The 15,287-nt window shown below is 61.4% G+C and carries 14 protein-coding genes and 2 pseudogenes; 3 read left to right on the forward strand and 13 right to left on the reverse strand.

Annotated elements, in window-relative coordinates; translation table 11 throughout:
* Positions 1-158: 158 nt before the first annotated feature.
* The 8 genes and pseudogenes from MRBLSP13_RS05365 to MRBLSP13_RS05400 form a co-directional block, all read right to left on the reverse strand.
* Positions 159-401: pseudogene (locus MRBLSP13_RS05365) on the reverse strand (YkvA family protein); the annotation flags it as partial.
* 92 nt (positions 402-493) lie between these two features.
* Positions 494-772 (reverse strand): hypothetical protein, encoded by a 279-nt coding sequence (locus MRBLSP13_RS05370; protein WP_363738199.1) that lies wholly within the window; start codon positions 770-772, stop codon positions 494-496.
* 83 nt (positions 773-855) lie between these two features.
* A complete protein-coding gene (locus tag MRBLSP13_RS05375; protein WP_363738197.1) occupies positions 856-1,344 on the reverse strand; it encodes a hypothetical protein in 489 nt (162 codons plus the stop codon).
* 80 nt (positions 1,345-1,424) lie between these two features.
* Positions 1,425-1,901, reverse strand: coding sequence for a hypothetical protein (locus MRBLSP13_RS05380; RefSeq protein WP_363738195.1), 477 nt, complete (start codon positions 1,899-1,901; stop codon positions 1,425-1,427).
* Between the two features lie 195 nt (positions 1,902-2,096).
* A complete protein-coding gene (locus MRBLSP13_RS05385) occupies positions 2,097-2,324 on the reverse strand; it encodes an excisionase family DNA-binding protein (RefSeq protein WP_363753185.1) in 228 nt (75 codons plus the stop codon).
* Entirely contained in the window at positions 2,321-2,740 is a 420-nt protein-coding gene (locus MRBLSP13_RS05390; protein ID WP_363753188.1) for a hypothetical protein, read from the reverse strand. Before MRBLSP13_RS05390 ends, MRBLSP13_RS05385 begins: the two co-directional genes overlap by 4 nt.
* 150 nt (positions 2,741-2,890) lie before the next feature.
* A complete protein-coding gene (rlxS, locus tag MRBLSP13_RS05395) occupies positions 2,891-4,951 on the reverse strand; it encodes a relaxase/mobilization nuclease RlxS (RefSeq protein ID WP_363738190.1) in 2,061 nt (686 codons plus the stop codon).
* 517 nt (positions 4,952-5,468) lie between these two features.
* Positions 5,469-6,543, reverse strand: a pseudogene (locus MRBLSP13_RS05400) (IS110 family transposase).
* Positions 6,544-6,726: 183 nt separating this feature from the next.
* Here MRBLSP13_RS05400 and MRBLSP13_RS05405 point away from each other — a divergent pair.
* Entirely contained in the window at positions 6,727-7,089 is a 363-nt protein-coding gene (locus MRBLSP13_RS05405) for a hypothetical protein (protein ID WP_363738188.1), read from the forward strand.
* A 49-nt stretch (positions 7,090-7,138) separates the two neighbouring features.
* Here the strand turns inward: MRBLSP13_RS05405 and MRBLSP13_RS05410 are convergent, their stop codons facing one another.
* The 5 genes from MRBLSP13_RS05410 to MRBLSP13_RS05430 all read right to left on the reverse strand — a co-directional run bounded on the left by MRBLSP13_RS05410 (position 7,139) and on the right by MRBLSP13_RS05430 (position 13,732).
* On the reverse strand, positions 7,139-8,050 hold the full coding sequence (locus MRBLSP13_RS05410) for a HEPN domain-containing protein (RefSeq protein ID WP_363738187.1): 912 nt from the start codon (positions 8,048-8,050) through the stop codon (positions 7,139-7,141).
* 90 nt (positions 8,051-8,140) lie between these two features.
* A complete protein-coding gene (locus MRBLSP13_RS05415) occupies positions 8,141-8,386 on the reverse strand; it encodes a sigma-70 region 4 domain-containing protein (protein ID WP_363738185.1) in 246 nt (81 codons plus the stop codon).
* Between the two features lie 59 nt (positions 8,387-8,445).
* The gene (locus MRBLSP13_RS05420; protein ID WP_363738183.1) at positions 8,446-10,206 is read right to left on the reverse strand and encodes a ParB/RepB/Spo0J family partition protein; all 1,761 of its coding nucleotides are present in this window, start codon (positions 10,204-10,206) and stop codon (positions 8,446-8,448) included.
* Between the two features lie 582 nt (positions 10,207-10,788).
* Positions 10,789-11,172: a TPM domain-containing protein gene (locus MRBLSP13_RS05425; protein ID WP_363738181.1), complete on the reverse strand. Its 384-nt coding sequence runs from the start codon at positions 11,170-11,172 to the stop codon at positions 10,789-10,791.
* Positions 11,173-11,506: 334 nt separating this feature from the next.
* A complete protein-coding gene (locus MRBLSP13_RS05430) occupies positions 11,507-13,732 on the reverse strand; it encodes a copper-transporting P-type ATPase (RefSeq protein WP_363753191.1) in 2,226 nt (741 codons plus the stop codon).
* A gap of 50 nt (positions 13,733-13,782) precedes the next feature.
* On the opposite strand from MRBLSP13_RS05430, the gene MRBLSP13_RS05435 reads away from it, so the two are divergent.
* Positions 13,783-14,079: a metal-sensitive transcriptional regulator gene (locus tag MRBLSP13_RS05435; protein ID WP_363753194.1), complete on the forward strand. Its 297-nt coding sequence runs from the start codon at positions 13,783-13,785 to the stop codon at positions 14,077-14,079.
* A gap of 165 nt (positions 14,080-14,244) precedes the next feature.
* Positions 14,245-14,880, forward strand: a complete 636-nt coding sequence (locus tag MRBLSP13_RS05440; RefSeq protein WP_363753196.1) for a hypothetical protein — start codon at positions 14,245-14,247, stop codon at positions 14,878-14,880.
* Positions 14,881-15,287: the final 407 nt, after the last annotated feature.

Here is a 15,287-nt window from a genome sequence, read left to right on the forward strand (position 1 = left end):
GTGATAGCCGCCCAGCGGGATGGATGCTCGGCTTCTTGGTCCAGCACCAGGCGGACTGCCCGCTCGCGCACCTCCGGTGCAAACTTGTTCGTTGTCTTGCTCATCTTAGACCCTACCTCTCAGGAGTTAGGGCCTCCGGCAATCCCGGGGCGGTTCATACGGAGGTCGGCCATGACATCATCAGGGATAAGCTTGATCGCAGCCAAAATTCCCAACGGCACGATCAGCAGGTCGTCAAGATAGCCGAGTATCGGGATGAAATCTGGTATGAGGTCGATAGGCGACAGCGCATATGCAGCTACGGCCGCCGCGAGCACTTTGGCATACCATGGCACACGTGGATCGCGCGGAGCCAGCCAAAGGGCAATGACGTCACGCTTAATGTCACGCGCCCATTTCCTCAGCCATGCTATCCGTTCCTTTTTCATGGAACCATCATGAGCGCCCATGCAAATGTCTGCAAATGGTCGATCTTGCTCGGGCCGTTGTGGGATCAGCGGCTTGTCTCGATCCGCTTTCGATAGAGGGCATCAGGCGCTTTCGCAGCCTCGATCCGAATGCGGCGATGACGTATGCCGACTAAGAGCGGGACGCCGATGAGCAAGATACCCACGACAGCTTCGATCACCGATGGCAGCCATCCCGCAATGAGCGCACTGCCATAAACCAGCGCGAAAAATCCAAACCACATAAAAGCGGCAAGGTCTGTGAGAAGCATGGGCTTGCGCCCTTGATAGCGCATATATGCAAACCGCCAGAATGCAGCCTTCATGCTTCCTCGCATCAACTCCTGTCGTCTTGTGTCGGCTCTTGGGGCACGGCGCAATAGGAAAGAGCATCTGATTCTGGTCGGGGTCAGCCCCAGCCACTATCCTCCAGCAGTTCCTTGCGCTCATCGTCGGCAAGCATTGCCATCCGGCCGAGGCTCATGCGGCCTTTACCGAAGGCCAAGACGGCAATGATGCTGTCTATTAATTCGGCTTCTGCTGCTCCCGGTAGCTCTTTCAATGCGAGCCTTTGCAGTTTCTGCCAAGCCGCTTCGTAATCTTCCAGCAGCCAATCAGGCAAACTCGGACTATTCGGGTTGAGACGCGCCTCTTCGATCGTTGCTGCGATGGCGTAGGTATTCCAGTCGGGAACGGACCGCGCTTCATGCACTTCCGCGAGCAGCGGCACAGCCGCGTATGATGCCTCCCCTACGTCGCCTTGATGATGCAGTTCCTGCCAAAGCTCATCCCAAGCGGCCTTAGCATCGCCTTCTCGCAGTTTGCCAATCGCGTTGCGCGGGTCGTAGGGTGTTCGATAGCCGCCGCACAGTCCTGCCCACTTTTTCTCATTCGCCATTCCTAGCTCCCGGCAATGACCCGTGCGAATGGCAAGTTTAAGGCGCATCGGTGCATATCGCTACCGCCTTCTTGTGGTCGCTATCGGGCATAGGGCTGGCCCCTCCAAGGCATCCACCAAAACCAGATCGGTGGTGAAGCTCCCTTTTGATTGGGACCGAACGCAAAATCCCCTTTTCCGTTCTGAACATCGGTTAACGCGGTCAGGATGTCGTCGCACCGTTCCTCTCCCACAAACAGCTCTAAGCGGTCGTTCGTCACCTGCAACTGAAGGTCAGAAAAGGACGGGTCAAAAATGATCCGAAGCTTTTCGAAATCATCGTTCTTCGGATCGCCATAGCCCGGCACGGAGGAAATCGATGGTGTCGGCCGACGAAGCTTGATGGTCCTATGAACTGCCTCAGCAGCGGATCGCATGTATGTGAGCAATTCAACTAATGCGCCGCACGCGGCCGGTTCGGCTGAAAAGTGCCACCCCTTATGAGAACTTCGGGAGGCCGAGTAGCGCCAGACAAAAACCTGTCCGCGCATCTGCCAGTTCGCGACATCCTCGTTCATTCGACCATCCTAGCAGGCATCACAAGCGTCCGCTATCGGCGCACGTCGCGTCCTCGCTCAATGGCAAAAAGTGGTCGACGGCCGACCGTCTGCTTTTCTCACGCCTGAACCTGAATGAATGACCGCTTCCAGGAAACAAAAATTTCCGGTTGGACGGGGACAAGTGGCGCATTTCTGTCGGACGGCTTTTTCAAATCAGCGCTCCTCTAGACGGCGTACCAATGCCTTGATCCCTTCGACCGGGACCAGCGTAGCGCTGCCAAGCTTGAGCGTCCGGATCTCCCCCTCAGCAATGAGTTCATAGAATTTGCTGCGCCTGATCGCCAGCATCCGGCAGGCATCGGGAACACGCACGGTGATCGGTTCGATCCTGTCCTGCGATGGAAGGTCGGTATCCTTGAACGGTCGATGCTCACGGCTCATTGCAGACTCCTCAGCTTCCGGGTGGTGGGATCGTCGGTGGCCGGAGCGGCGCTGCCCGCAAACCGATCGGCAATCTCGTCGATGAGCTGGGCGAACAGCTTGGCCCCTGCGGCCTGCGCCGCTTCATTGACCGGGTGCATGGCGCCAGTGACGAGCTGATGCCGGACCATCCGCGCCAGCACCTCCCAGACCAGCGCCTGGTTCCGCCTGAGCCAGTCGGTGTTGCGCTCGATTTTGGTCAGGCGAATGCCAATGGCCTCGTCGGACTTCGGCGCCTGCCGCCGGTTGAACCAGGCATTGAGCGCCTCGACCAGGATTTCCGACCGCGCCCGGCCCGAACTTGTCGCCAGATGCTCGAGCCGCCTGCTCATCTCCTCGGGCAGGAACAGTTGGTGCCGGGTCTTGTAGCTCTTCATCGGGCGCTTGCCTGTTTGGGATGTCCGGTGGCAGCGGACCAGCCCAGCGCAAGGGGGAACACAGGAGCGATCCGCTGCCATGGATGATTATGGCCGTCCGGCCCCTGTCTGGACATGGGGCAGATAGGGGCAAATCGGCCCGGTTCGGCCCTACATGCCGCCGATACTGGGACCGCCGCGACCCCGGCCGATGGTCCAACTGATCGGCCGGTCCTCGCGCATCAGCCCGGAAAGCTGCTTGCCCACATGGCGGTCCAGCTCGTCACGCCAGGGGACAAGCGTGAACTCATGGCTGCGCTCAATCAGCGCGAACCGGCCGGATGTCATGTCGATCCGTCGCCTGAGTGTCCCCTCCACCCGTTCGCCCGGCACCGTCTCGGCAAAGGGCAGGCCCATTTCCTTCGAGAGTTGCCCGGCCACGGTCCGCACCTCACGCTCGCGCAAGATGCGCAGCAGATTGCGGCGATAGATGACCTCGTCCCCCTGCCGTTCGGCCAGTTGCTGATCGACCAGCCATTGCTGGCGCAGCGCCAGCGCCTTGCGCACCTCCTGCCCATAGCCGCTGTTGGCAATGGCGGTCTTGTCGGTTGCCGTCAGCTCCCGGTCAAGCCAGGTAGCGGCCTGAACGCCAGTCTGCTGGAGGATCGGCGCTGAGGACAACATTTCGATCTTTACCGGCTCGGCCCGCAGCTTGCGCTGCTCATGGGCGCGAACGGTGTCGAGATGATCAGGCCCGATATTCCATGTCCCGTCGGCTTCGCGCTCCGGCTTGCCGGTTGCCTTGCGGATGGCCTCCAGCCGCCGGACATGGGTTTCGACAAATGCCTCGCTGGCATCGGGATCATGATTGAGGTGAATGCCCAGGCTGTAGCGTCCGGCGTTCGCTTCGGCGATCCGGGCGACCGTGCGATCGACGCTGCGCGGTTCTGCTTGTCTGGGTGTCAGGCTCACCATGCCGCCGACCGGCGTGGGTTCGGCGCTGGTCCCGACATCGACATAATGGCTCCGCCCGTCGATGCCGTCGACAATGAGATAGCGGCGCTCATGATCGTCATCGGCGGCGCCCCGTTTCATGACCTTGCCGATGATGGGACCCGTGACCTGCTCGGGCGCCGGATCGATGCCATGCACGACATAGCGGCCGGGATTGATCCGGGCTGCTTCCTTCTCCCGCGTCATCTCCCGATGCATGAGGCGGATGATATCGCCACGCATCCCCATGTCGGTCAGGGTCTTTTCCATCTGCGGGGCCAGCGACCAGGAAAGCGGTCCGGTGGGCTCCGCCAGTTCCATCCGCTCCAGCACCCGCGCCCTGGCGACGAGCAATTGCTGCTGGCCCGCATCGATGCCTTGCAGCCCCTCCATCCGGCGCAGGTCGATGACATGGTTTTTTGCTTGGGCCAGCATCATCCGGTCGAGCCGGGTGAGGCGTTCGGCCTGCACCTCCTGTTCGAGTTGCTGGCGCACCTCGATCTCGCTTTGTGGGCCCAGGGCCCGGGTCATGATCTCCGATGCCCGATAGCGGATGCCATGGGCGATATAGTCGCCCGCTATGTTGAGCGTCTTGCCGTCTTCGGTCACGCCCCGGATCAGGATATGGCTATGGGGATGGCCGGTATCGAAATGATCGACCGCCACCCAGTCGAGAGTCGTGCCCAGATCCTCTTCCATTTTCGCCATCAGATCGCGGGTGAAATCGCGCAGCGTATCGAAGGCGGGGCCGTCCTCCGGCGCGACGATCAGGCGGAACTGATGACGGTCATCCAGACCCCGTTCGGCAAAGGCCCGAGAGTCGGCCTCGTCGGCGAAGGTCGAGTAAAAGCGTCCCGGTTCGCCTTCACGGCTGACGCCATCGCGTTCGAGATAGCGCAGGTGCGTCCCCACGGCGCCGGCTTTGCCGGCCAGCTTCACCACCCGCGCTTTCACCGTCACGCGCCGGGGCCGCACGCGCATGCCGCTGCCCCGGTCGAAGGACCAGCCCGAACCGCGTGTCACGGCGGCCGCGATCCGCGCGCCGCGGCCGCGCGCATTGAAGCGGCCGGTACGAGGACCAGAACCAACACCAGCATCACCTAACCGACGCGGATTGCCGCCGCGCCGGGCGACCTGCTTCATGATCTCCGAGCGCAGCTTCGGTGCTTGCGGTGGGCGGGCGCTGTCGCGCCGCGAACGCCCGACGCGGGGCTCGAAGCTATCGTCATCCTGTGCCATCCTGGAGGATATGGCGAGAAACGCCCCAAGGCCTCAAATATCTCGCGCAAAAGCCCAGCTTCGCTGCGGCTTTGCGAGCAAACAGTGTCGGTTTTCCATCTCTCAGGAGACAGGCCGTCTCCAGCAAAAAGGATGTGCAGACAGGGGCTTGGCCGGGCAAATGCGACGAAGCGTTCCGGCCTTTATCTTGCTTTACTAATCGGGCATGGCACTGGGTGGATTTTTACGCCTGTTCTTCTCACATACTACGAGTCTCCGGGGACTGTAAATATAGTCCCTGTGCGTTCACTGTCGTCCGCGGGCGTATCTCTCACAGGCTTCATGCGTTACTTCGTGCTCAACACGTCGGCCGGCACATGCTCTCGTTCGTGTGAACCGGGCAGTCCAAGCATATACAGCGCTCTCACCCTGGCGGGGGAAGCAGGCAAGATGGCGGACATACCCCGTTCTGCGGCCCTGTGAGGGGCACTTCCCGCGCGCGGGAACGGGTTGGTTTAACGTGTGACGGAATCCTCCTTCAGTAGCTCAGCAACAGGCCGGTTTCGGGGTCGCACTGGCGCTTCTCGGTGATTTTGGCGCCGGATTTCCATTCGAACTCACCGCCGTCGATCCAGACGCGATGAAGGATCACCGCCAGCTTGCGAGCGACCGCGACGATCGCGCACATCAGGCTCGTTCGCTTCGCGATCCGCATGCCCCAGGCCTTGAGCGCGGAGTAGCGTTTGACCCGCATCAGCAGCGCGGCAGCGGCCTCGCACAGGGCTCCGCGCATGTTCACATCGCCCATTTTCGAGACGTGTCCGTTCCAGTCGATCGTCCCCGACTGGTGGCGCCTGGGCGTCAGTCCGAAGTGCGCGCCAACGTTGCGCGAGCGGCGGAACCGGTGCGGATCGTCGATCGCCGCCTTGAATGACAGGGCGGTGATCGGACCGACGCCCGGCACCGTCATCAACCGCCGGCACACCGGGTCGTTGGCGACGAAGTTGAGCACCAGGCGGTGCAGTTTGTCGAAAGCTTCGAGCGTCGCCACGCGGGCCGCCAGCATGTGGTCGATCATCGCCTGGAACACATATTCCTCGTCCTGCATGAGTTCCCGGACACGACCTTCGAACTTGCTCGAAGTGATCGGCCCGACACGCAACCCGTAGGCGCGCAGGGCTCCCCGGATGTGGTTCTGCAGGTCGATAAGCTTGCGCTTCAGGAGCTTGCGGTTCGACAGCAGCGTGCGCAACCGCTGGTTCGCGATGCCCTTCACGTGGACCATGCGGAACCAACCAAGGCGCATCATCTGCGATCCCCATCGCGTCGTTGCGGTCGGTCTTGTTGCGCATTGCTGCCAATGAACTATGCATGTGCCGCGTCTCGACGACGATCACCGGCAGCTCGCAATCCTTCAGCTCGCGCGCCAGCCAGATGCCGATCGAGGAGGCTTCGACGCCGATCCGTTTGACGCCGGAATAGTCGGCCAGGATCGCCGTGACCGACTCGGGATCGGTCGCCACTTTCGCTTCGCGCACGCGCTTTCCATCGGCGTCGACAATGCACACGCTGGTCTCTTCCAGCGATACGTCCAGTCCAACATGCAGGTCCATCGCAAGGCCTCCTGATCGCCAAAAACTGCGGCGATCCTACCGGCTCTCACACTCTGCGTCGCTCGCGGCGACGCGCTCCCGCCCGATTACGAGAGCCATCATCTCTTAACCCGGCACCCCTTCCTTATGTTCCCTATATGTTCCATTCTCAAGCCCGTAGCGATTCTCAGGGAAGGGCCAGGCATGGGCGTGCAGATCGAGGCAATGGACGGCGGCAGGCTGAGGCTGAGCGGCGATGTCGAGACCGTTCTCGACCTGCCTGCCAGCGCGGTAACGGACGGCTTTTCCTTCGCCTTTTCCGATGGGACATTGCTGCGCTGCCATCATGATATTGGCAGCGGGCGCTGCCATTTCACGCTCGCGGCGGAGGGCGCAGCCATCGTCAGGATCGTGCGTGATGGACGTTATGACCGTGCGCAGATTGAATGGAAAATCGAGTGGATGACACTCGCCTGCGGCAGCAGGACGCTGTGCCCGATCCATGCAAAACCGCAGGATGACGGGCGGCAGTTGGTGCAGGATATCGAGGCAAAACAGGCGGCTTAGGCTGCGATCCGATGAATGGATTGGGTGCTTTTCCGCCTTGCGGCGATGATCAGGCGGCTTTCGCCAAGCTTTCAATCCGGCTTTCGCAAGCCTCACGGACGAGGCTGTGCAGCAGCGCGACGCGCTGCGCGATCCAGTCCAGCTCCTCTTCGGTGATGCGATAGGCACGCGAGTAGCGGGCCTTAATATAAGCATCGCGCAGCAGGGAATAGCATCGCTTCTCGAACCGGGTTTCACGGGGCCAAACGGCTTTGAGCGACGGCTCCAGTTCCTCGGCCAGATCACGCAACCGGTTCAGATTATGGCTCTTGGGGCTGTACAAAGTGCGGACGAGAAACAGGCAGTGGTAGAAGCGTTCGGTAGCTTGATGGAACTGGAAGGCGGCCTCTTTTGGACGGCCCTGCCGCACCGCATAGAGTGCAGTATCAAGGAACCCTTCGGCGCTTTCGAACCATTCGTCGAAATAGTCCTGTGTTTCCTTCAGCGCCTGCTCTGCCGATAGCGGCTGCGGCTCGACAAAGGGGTGGCCCGGCTCCTCGAACAGGGCGATGCCGTCGCGCAATATGTCCATGAAGAAATAGCGACCCAGCCGCAGCTTCTCGTTCACATCGTCGAGGCTGTGATAGATCAGGCTGACCGGCGTGCGCAGGATTGTGCCCGCCGACAGGTCGGCGAGAAGCTGCGCCTCAGTCTTCTCCCAAAACTCCGCAATGTCGGTCAGATCGTCATGATTGACGACGATCAGCAGGTCATAATCGGAGAAATAGCGGCCCACCGGGTCTTCGACCCAATCGCCCCGCGCATAGCTGCCGAACAGGATGATCTTGAGCAGCCTGCCGTTACGATAGCGCGGCTGGGTGCGCTGCGCGGTGGCACGGGCAAAGCCCTCGCGCACGGTCTCGACCACATGCGCCAGTTCGCGCCGCTTGCCTTCGGGCAGATGGTCGAGGCTGGTCTTCATGGCCCTAGTCCTAACCTGCTATCGCAAATCCGCCAACCTCGCCGCGTAGCAGCGACGAGGTTGACGGCATGAAATCTCTCCGCCTCGCAATCATTTGCGCCACCATCGGCGCGGTGGCGATGCTTCTCCATGGCGCAGATGGTAACCGATATGGGCGATGGCGCGGCCCATCTGCCGCTCGACGGCCCGGACGGAAAGGCCGGTTATTCTGGCGACCTCCTCATAGGTCATGGCATCGAGCCGCACCGCGAGGAATATCTCCCGGCGCAGGCGCGGCATTGTCAGCAGCGCCGCCTCCAGACGTTCCAGCCGATCAGGATCAGGGGTGTCGGTCATGACAGGTCTCCCGTTCAAAGGAAGGACCGGCGGCCCGAAAGACCGCCGGTCAGGACAGGTCATGCGGCCTGCTGCAAGGATGCGGGATCGGCATGGGGTTCATCTGTGGCCTCGGACGACGAGGCCATTACTTCGGCGGTGCTGACCGTACGGCTGACGCTGCCGACGCCACCCCGCTGCGTGTAGCTGCTGGGAGGAAAATACAGCCAGCGCGGCACCCAACCCTCGACCTTGGCGCGTCCGTTGGTGCCTGTCAGACAGTCACGGATGATCTGCTTCTTGGTCTTGCCGGTTTCCTTCGCATTGGCCTCGGCAATATCCTTGCCCGCCACCTCGGCCAGCATGGCGTCGATCACCTCACGGTCGCGCAGACTATCGAGCAAGGCATCGTCTGCCTGCCAGACCTGCGCCATGTCGATAGCGAGTTGGACGCCCAGCGCATCGACAAGATCGCACCTGGCATCCAATGTCTCGCCCATCGCCACTGAGAGAATGGCCATGACGGTGGCATCGTCCAAGGTGCAGAGCTTGGCATAGAGGCTGGTCAGTCCATCGCTGCCGTCTGTGATGGTCGGGCTATCGGGATCGAAGTCCAGCACCGCCAACAGCCTGCGCCGCTCGGCATCTAACTGCGCCTCGGATGGGCTGTTCTCGACGCTCTCGGCAATCGCATCGGCGGCGCGCTGCGACTCCGTTCGGATTGTCCACAGCGGCGATCCCGCGATCATATGCGCCACTGCCAACCGGAGGCAGAGGCCGGGTTCGCCAATCATCCGCGCCCGGACGGCGGCATGGCGGTGAAGGTCGATATAATCCTGCTGGCCGCTCGTCACTTCGGGGCGCGAGGGTTTGTTGGTGGCTTCACCGCTCTCCCCCTGCCTCTCCAGCTTGCGGGCTTCCTTGGTCGTGAGATACCCCTCATAAAAGGCGACATCGCCGCGAGGGCTGGTGACAATATAGACCTTGCCGCCCTTGCGCTTGGGGCAGCGCTCATATTCCCAGCCATGGAAGGGTTCGCCCTGTGGGAGCAGGATGACATCGTGCCACCCGGCATCCCGATATTCCTCGACCCGCGTTTCTATTGCCGCATTCTGGGCCTGCCAGAAGGCTGCGACATCCGCGAAATAGCGCTCCTCCCCGAACAGGTCGGAAACGATGCCGCCGTCATAGCTCTCCACATCGAACAGCGCCGCCTTGATGGGGATCGTCACCCCTCCGAACAGCCACGCCTTCAACGCCGAGCCGGTCGGCACATAGGCGCTCTCGTCATCGAGCAGGGCCAGCCAGTCGCGCTGCTGGGATTTCGAAGCAAGGGTCAAGTGCCGCACGGTTACCGTGTCGATCTTCCCGGATCGATAGAGATTGCGGATGCGGGGCAGCAGATTGCCCAAGGCCAGCGTCCGTTTCACCTGCAACGCGGTCAGCCCGAAGGTCAGCGACAGTTCCTCGACGCTCCGTCCCTCCCGCATCAATCGCGTGAAGGTCTCGCACTGGGTCATTTCATCAGGATCGAGCCGGGCGATATTCTCGATCAGCGAGGCTTCCAGCGCCGCCGCATCGTCCCCTGCCTCGATCACCGCGCAGGGCAGCGCCTCGGCTTCACCGCTTTCTTGCGCCACGGCAAGCGCCGCCTGATAGCGCCGCTTGCCTGCCACGATCTCATAGGTGTCCGGACTGCCATTCACCCGCACGATCAGCGGCACCAGCACGCCCCGCGCCCTGACGGACGGGAGGATATTGGACAGGTCCGCCTTGCCCTTGCCGCGCATGTTGACGGCAGAGACGGCGAGCTTTGCGATGTCGATATGCTTGAGTTCCATGGTCCTTCACTCCTTCAAACCGCCGCAACCGGCGCCGGAATGGCGGGTGGGCGGCAGGAGCGAACCGGCAGGCCCGCCGGCAGAGCCGGGCTGCATCCACAGGACCGGAACGGAGGTGGAGGACTCCGGTGAAGCCGGAGTTGCGGCCCGGCGCGGCGGGCCTAAAGGGCAGCGACGCCCACCCGCCAGATCGACGCCGCCAAGGCCTACGCCGACGCACCACGAGTGCGGCGACCGCCGGGACGGTGCGCAGCACCGGCCCTCATGCGTTACTGATCGTCACCCGAATGGGCCGAGACGCCAAGGGCGGCTCGGTGGAGCGAAGCGGAATAGAGCGGGGTCGCGCCAGCGGCGCGGAACGCCCATCAAACCTGCAAGGGGACATTTGCGACAGTCAGGTTCGGAACGTGACAGCGTCGAATTCGACCGTCGCCCGAGAGCGGGCCGACGTCCGTTCGCGCAACAGAGCGGCCGTTCAGCGGACCAAATCGTCTCTTCCAAACCGGTCGTCCGTTCAGGCAGTTAGATTTCAGGCCGTGCCTGGAGCGCCTTCATCGGCAGAAAAGTTGGGGGGAGTGGACATTATTCCAAGCGCGCAATCAACGCATCCGTGCCCGCTTCAATGCCGCCGGAGAGATCTCCTTTTCGGAAGCTCGGAAGGATTTTCTGATCGATAATTTGTTGGCAGACCCCATCAGGCAGTCGCTTCTCCAAGCCATAGCCAACTGCTATTCGGACCTTGCGCTCTTTTGGCGCGACCAGAAGAACCACGCCGTCATCATAGCCTTTGCGCCCAATTCCCCAGCTGTTCGCTAAGTCTCTCGTGTAATTGGCGACATCGCGTCCATCAAGCGAGGGCACTGTTACAACGACCAGTTGATGCTGCGTTTTCTGCTCTAGCTTCGCTAGCCTGCCACTCAGGGTGGCCTGTTCTTGGGGCGATAGGATATGAGCCGTATCGGTCACGCGGCCAGCCAGTGGCACGGCTGCCATAGAGGTCGCAGAATTTTCGCTTTCAGTTCCAGCGGCTGGAGCACTGGTCGCCTGCCCATTCGAGCATGCAAGCGTGAACAGCACTGATGCGCAGGCAATTCCTCGAAGCGATCGTCTCATGCGGGCATCGTGAGGTGCAGTTGTGGGACCGTCAATGTCCGTTTTGTCGGCGGCTCCGGAAAGTCTGGTTCCCGGTAAAAATGTTGAAATGCTGCCCTTTGCTCGCGGCCCGGGCGGGCCGACGGGAGCCGCCGACATCTCGGTCGTTGGCGAATCCGAAACGATGCCTTATCATCGAGTCTGTGGGTTACAGCTTGAAACCACGCAATCTCAGCGAGTTGGTCACCACCGAAACCGACGAAGCGCTCATCGCGAAAGCGGCGAACATGGGGCTGATGAGGATGCCGAGAAACGGATAGAGCGCACCAGCGGCAATTGGTACGCCCGCCCCATTATAGACTAGCGCGAAGAACAGGTTTTGCCGGATATTGCGCATGGCCGCATGTGCCAAGCGCCGCGCGCGGACAATGCCATCGAGATCGCCCTTTACCAGCGTGATTCCGGCGCTTTCGATCGCGACATCGGCGCCGGTGCCCATGGCAATGCCGACATCGGCCTGAGCGAGCGCGGGCGCGTCGTTGACGCCATCACCCGCCATCGCGACCTTACGACCCTGTTCCTGCAATTCGCGGATGATGCAGGCCTTGTCTTCCGGCAGCACATCGGCGCGGATGTTGTCGATGCCGAGCCGTGCGGCAACGGCCCTGGCCGTTCGCTCATTGTCACCGGTCGCCATGATGATTGTCAGGCCAAGCGCGTGAAGGGCCTTCAGCGCATCGGGCGTCGTCGCCTTGACCGGATCGGAGACGCTGATCATTCCGGTGACGGCGCCCTCGACGGCGACGAACATTACTGTCTCACCTTTGCTGCGCCGCGCCTCGGCCTTTTCGGCAAAGTCTTTCGCGTCGAGTGCAAGATCGGTGATCAGCTTCAGATTGCCCAGCACAACCTGCTTTCCGTCAACCATGCCCTTGACGCCCTTGCCAGTGACTGCCTCGAAGTCATTGGCGGAGCCGAGCGCGATGCCGTGCTGCTCCGCACCCTCGACGATGGCTTCGGCCAATGGATGTTCGGACCCTTTTTCAAGCGTTGCCGCAAACCGGAGCACCTCCTCCTCGTCGAAGCCGGATTCGGGAATTACGGCGACAAGCCTGGGCTTACCCTCGGTCAGCGTGCCGGTCTTGTCGACGATCAGCGTATCTACCTTTTCGAAGCGTTCGAGCGCCTCCGCATTTTTGATCAGCACGCCGGCCTGCGCACCGCGACCTGTGGCCGTCATAATCGACATCGGCGTCGCGAGGCCCAGTGCGCACGGGCAGGCGATGATCAGCACGGAAACCGCCGCGATCAGCGCATAGGAAAGTGCGGGCGCCGGACCCCATATCGCCCAGCCGATAAAGGCCAGCACCGCAACACCGATCACGGTGGGGACGAACCAGCCCGCCACCTTGTCGGCATATTTCTGGATCGGCGCGCGTGATCGCTGTGCCTGCGCAACCATGGCGACAATCTGGCTGAGCATCGTGTCCGCGCCTACCCGGCGTGCCTCAATCACGAGGCTGCCGGTCCCGTTGATAGTCGCGCCGGTGACGGGATCTCCAACCGTCTTTTCAACCGGAACCGGCTCGCCCGTGATCATACTTTCGTCAATCGAACTATGGCCATCGACCACTTCGCTATCGACCGGCACCTTTTCGCCGGGACGCACGCGCAGGCGATCGCCGACATGGACATGCTCAAGCGGAATTTCCTCTTCGCTGCCATCGTCACGGATGACGCGCGCGGTCTTGGCGGCAAGATCGAGCAAGGCGCGGATCGCCTTGCCGGTCCCCTCGCGGGCACACAATTCCATCACTTGCCCCAACAGCACAAGCACGACAATTACCGCCGCCGCTTCAAAATAGACGGGCACGGTTCCGTGCATGTCCCGGAAGCCTGATGGAAATATCGACGGCGCGATCACGGCCACGACGCTGAATGTCCAGGAGGCGATCACGCCCATGGCAATCAGCGAGAACATGTTGAGGTTCCATGAGAGGAAAGATTTCCAGCCGCGTTCCAGGAACGGCCAGCCGCACCACAGAACGACCAGCGTCCCGAGTGCGAGTTCGAGCTCTTGCGCGGCGTGTTCGCCCAGCGCTCCCCTGATCCAGCCAAGGCCGACCATCGGCCCCATCGCAAGTACCAGCAGCGGCACGGTGAGGACAGCGCCGATCCAGAAACGGCGGATAAAATCGACCAGCTCGGGATTGGTGCCTTCATCAGCCATGGCGGCGGATTCTAGTTCAAGAGCCATGCCGCAGATCGGGCAGGAACCGGGTCCGGTTTGCCGCACTTCGGGATGCATGGGGCAGGTGTAGACTGGTCCGGCATAGCCTGCGGACACTCTGTCATAGCGTCCGTCCTTCGGTGCCACACTACCATGCGCGTGGCCCGCATGGGCATGGTGATGTCCGCAATGATGGTCGCTCATGACCGCAAAGCCTCTTGCAATATACTATAGAGGGGTATAGTAATATTCGCATGCTTTTGCAAGGTGAACATCTGATGCGCAACAAGTTCGACAAGCAGATCGCGCGGATGCGCCGCATAGAGGGGCAGGCGCGCGGCATCGCGAAGATGATGGAGGAGGACCGCTACTGCATCGATATCCTTCAGCAGTTCGCGGCGGTAGAAGCGGCATTGCGGTCAACGCGTGCCGAAGTGCTCAAGGTACATGCGGCACATTGCGTAGAGGAAGCCATCGCATCGGGTGATAAACACGACCAGAAGCAGAAATTTTCCGAACTTGTGTCGCTGTTCGAGAAACAAGTGCGCTGATCATGCTTCTTCGTTCGCCGACAAAGGCCACGTTGCGGCGCTCCTCCAACGTACTTGAAAGCAGTCCTACATTCACTTTTCAGGCTGGTAAGAGATGAGCGCCCCCAACCGCAGATGCGGATCTGCAGCCTGGCTATTGGGAGCAAAAGCGGACGTTGCAAATTCGTGCGAAATCGTGAAGCCGAGGTGACCGTCACCAGAAATCGATTCAATACCCGTTATGCCCAGCAGGACCGCCCGGTGATCGGTCTGCGGCGGCAGGCCGACGCGGCGGTTGTGCCGGTTTCGATCTCGTCGGACACGCGCGATGAAACTACGCGCAAGAAGGAGATCCATACAGTGTTACTGGCCGCGCTCGACCGCGCGCCAGGTACCGACATCGAACTGGTCTCCGGGACAGCGCAATTGTCCCCCGTAACCAAGGCGAATTACCTGGAACTGCAGTTCCAGTACGCGGGCCGGGTCGACACCAGTAAGATCGACGTCATGCTGAGGGTAAAGCTGGCTGGCTCGGCCGCGGCCACCGAGAAGAAACTGACCGATTTCATCAAGGCTATCTCGGGCTCCGGCCGCGCGACGATCGACAAGACCGGCGGCCTGACGCTCGCCATCGTCAATCCCGACCAGTACCGCGACGAGATCTACCGTCGCATCGCCGCGGGAGCGAACCGTGCAGTCGGCTTCTATGGCGCGGACTATGCCGTGAATGTCAGCGGCCTCGACCGGGCCGTCGCCTGGTCTCAAGTCAGCAACACCGAGGTATTTCTGTATATTCCGTACGGCTTTTCAGTTGGGAAGTAGGGCACTTGGGGATGCCGGCGAAAGCCGCCGACAGAGCTGCCGTTCGCAAGCCTCAATCAAATCATTGAAGCTGCCATACATTCAGGTCTCGAAATGTCCCTGGCCCGTTCAATTCGCCATGGGTTTCCGCCTGGCGGGCAAGTCCAAGCGCTCGAACCCAAGGTCAGGGTCGGCGAAGCAGTTCAAACCGATGAAGGCTTTAGCAAGCTAGTGAGCAAGACGATGAGCCGCGGCACCAGTCAAGGCTGGGGGGATCGGGTATCGATGCCCCACAACACATTCAATCGGTCAACGATCAGCATCATACGATGCCGGTCGAAGGGAAGCATCCATCGCATCAGTTCAATCAGATTCGTCCGCCCTTTGGGGTCGCCCGGCATCCAAGCGGGTCCAGCCCATCGCCGAGC

It is taken from the genome of Sphingobium sp. LSP13-1-1.1 (assembly GCF_040676415.1).
GTDB lineage: Bacteria > Pseudomonadota > Alphaproteobacteria > Sphingomonadales > Sphingomonadaceae > Sphingobium.

Excerpts from the sequence above, each read along its gene's own strand:
- MRBLSP13_RS05405 (WP_363738188.1), top strand. The coding sequence starts at position 6,727 with ATGGGCGTGCAGATCGAGGCAATGGACGGCGGCAGGCTGAGGCTGAGC.
- MRBLSP13_RS05370 (WP_363738199.1), bottom strand. The coding sequence starts at position 772 with ATGAAGGCTGCATTCTGGCGGTTTGCATATATGCGCTATCAAGGGCGC.
- MRBLSP13_RS05380 (WP_363738195.1), bottom strand. The coding sequence starts at position 1,901 with ATGAACGAGGATGTCGCGAACTGGCAGATGCGCGGACAGGTTTTTGTC.
- MRBLSP13_RS05410 (WP_363738187.1), bottom strand. The coding sequence starts at position 8,050 with ATGAAGACCAGCCTCGACCATCTGCCCGAAGGCAAGCGGCGCGAACTG.
- MRBLSP13_RS05435 (WP_363753194.1), top strand. The coding sequence starts at position 13,783 with ATGCTTTTGCAAGGTGAACATCTGATGCGCAACAAGTTCGACAAGCAG.
- MRBLSP13_RS05385 (WP_363753185.1), bottom strand. The coding sequence starts at position 2,324 with ATGAGCCGTGAGCATCGACCGTTCAAGGATACCGACCTTCCATCGCAG.
- MRBLSP13_RS05415 (WP_363738185.1), bottom strand. The coding sequence starts at position 8,386 with ATGACCGACACCCCTGATCCTGATCGGCTGGAACGTCTGGAGGCGGCG.
- MRBLSP13_RS05420 (WP_363738183.1), bottom strand. The coding sequence starts at position 10,206 with ATGGAACTCAAGCATATCGACATCGCAAAGCTCGCCGTCTCTGCCGTC.
- rlxS (WP_363738190.1), bottom strand. The coding sequence starts at position 4,951 with ATGGCACAGGATGACGATAGCTTCGAGCCCCGCGTCGGGCGTTCGCGG.
- MRBLSP13_RS05375 (WP_363738197.1), bottom strand. The coding sequence starts at position 1,344 with ATGGCGAATGAGAAAAAGTGGGCAGGACTGTGCGGCGGCTATCGAACA.
- MRBLSP13_RS05430 (WP_363753191.1), bottom strand. The coding sequence starts at position 13,732 with ATGAGCGACCATCATTGCGGACATCACCATGCCCATGCGGGCCACGCG.
- MRBLSP13_RS05390 (WP_363753188.1), bottom strand. The coding sequence starts at position 2,740 with ATGAAGAGCTACAAGACCCGGCACCAACTGTTCCTGCCCGAGGAGATG.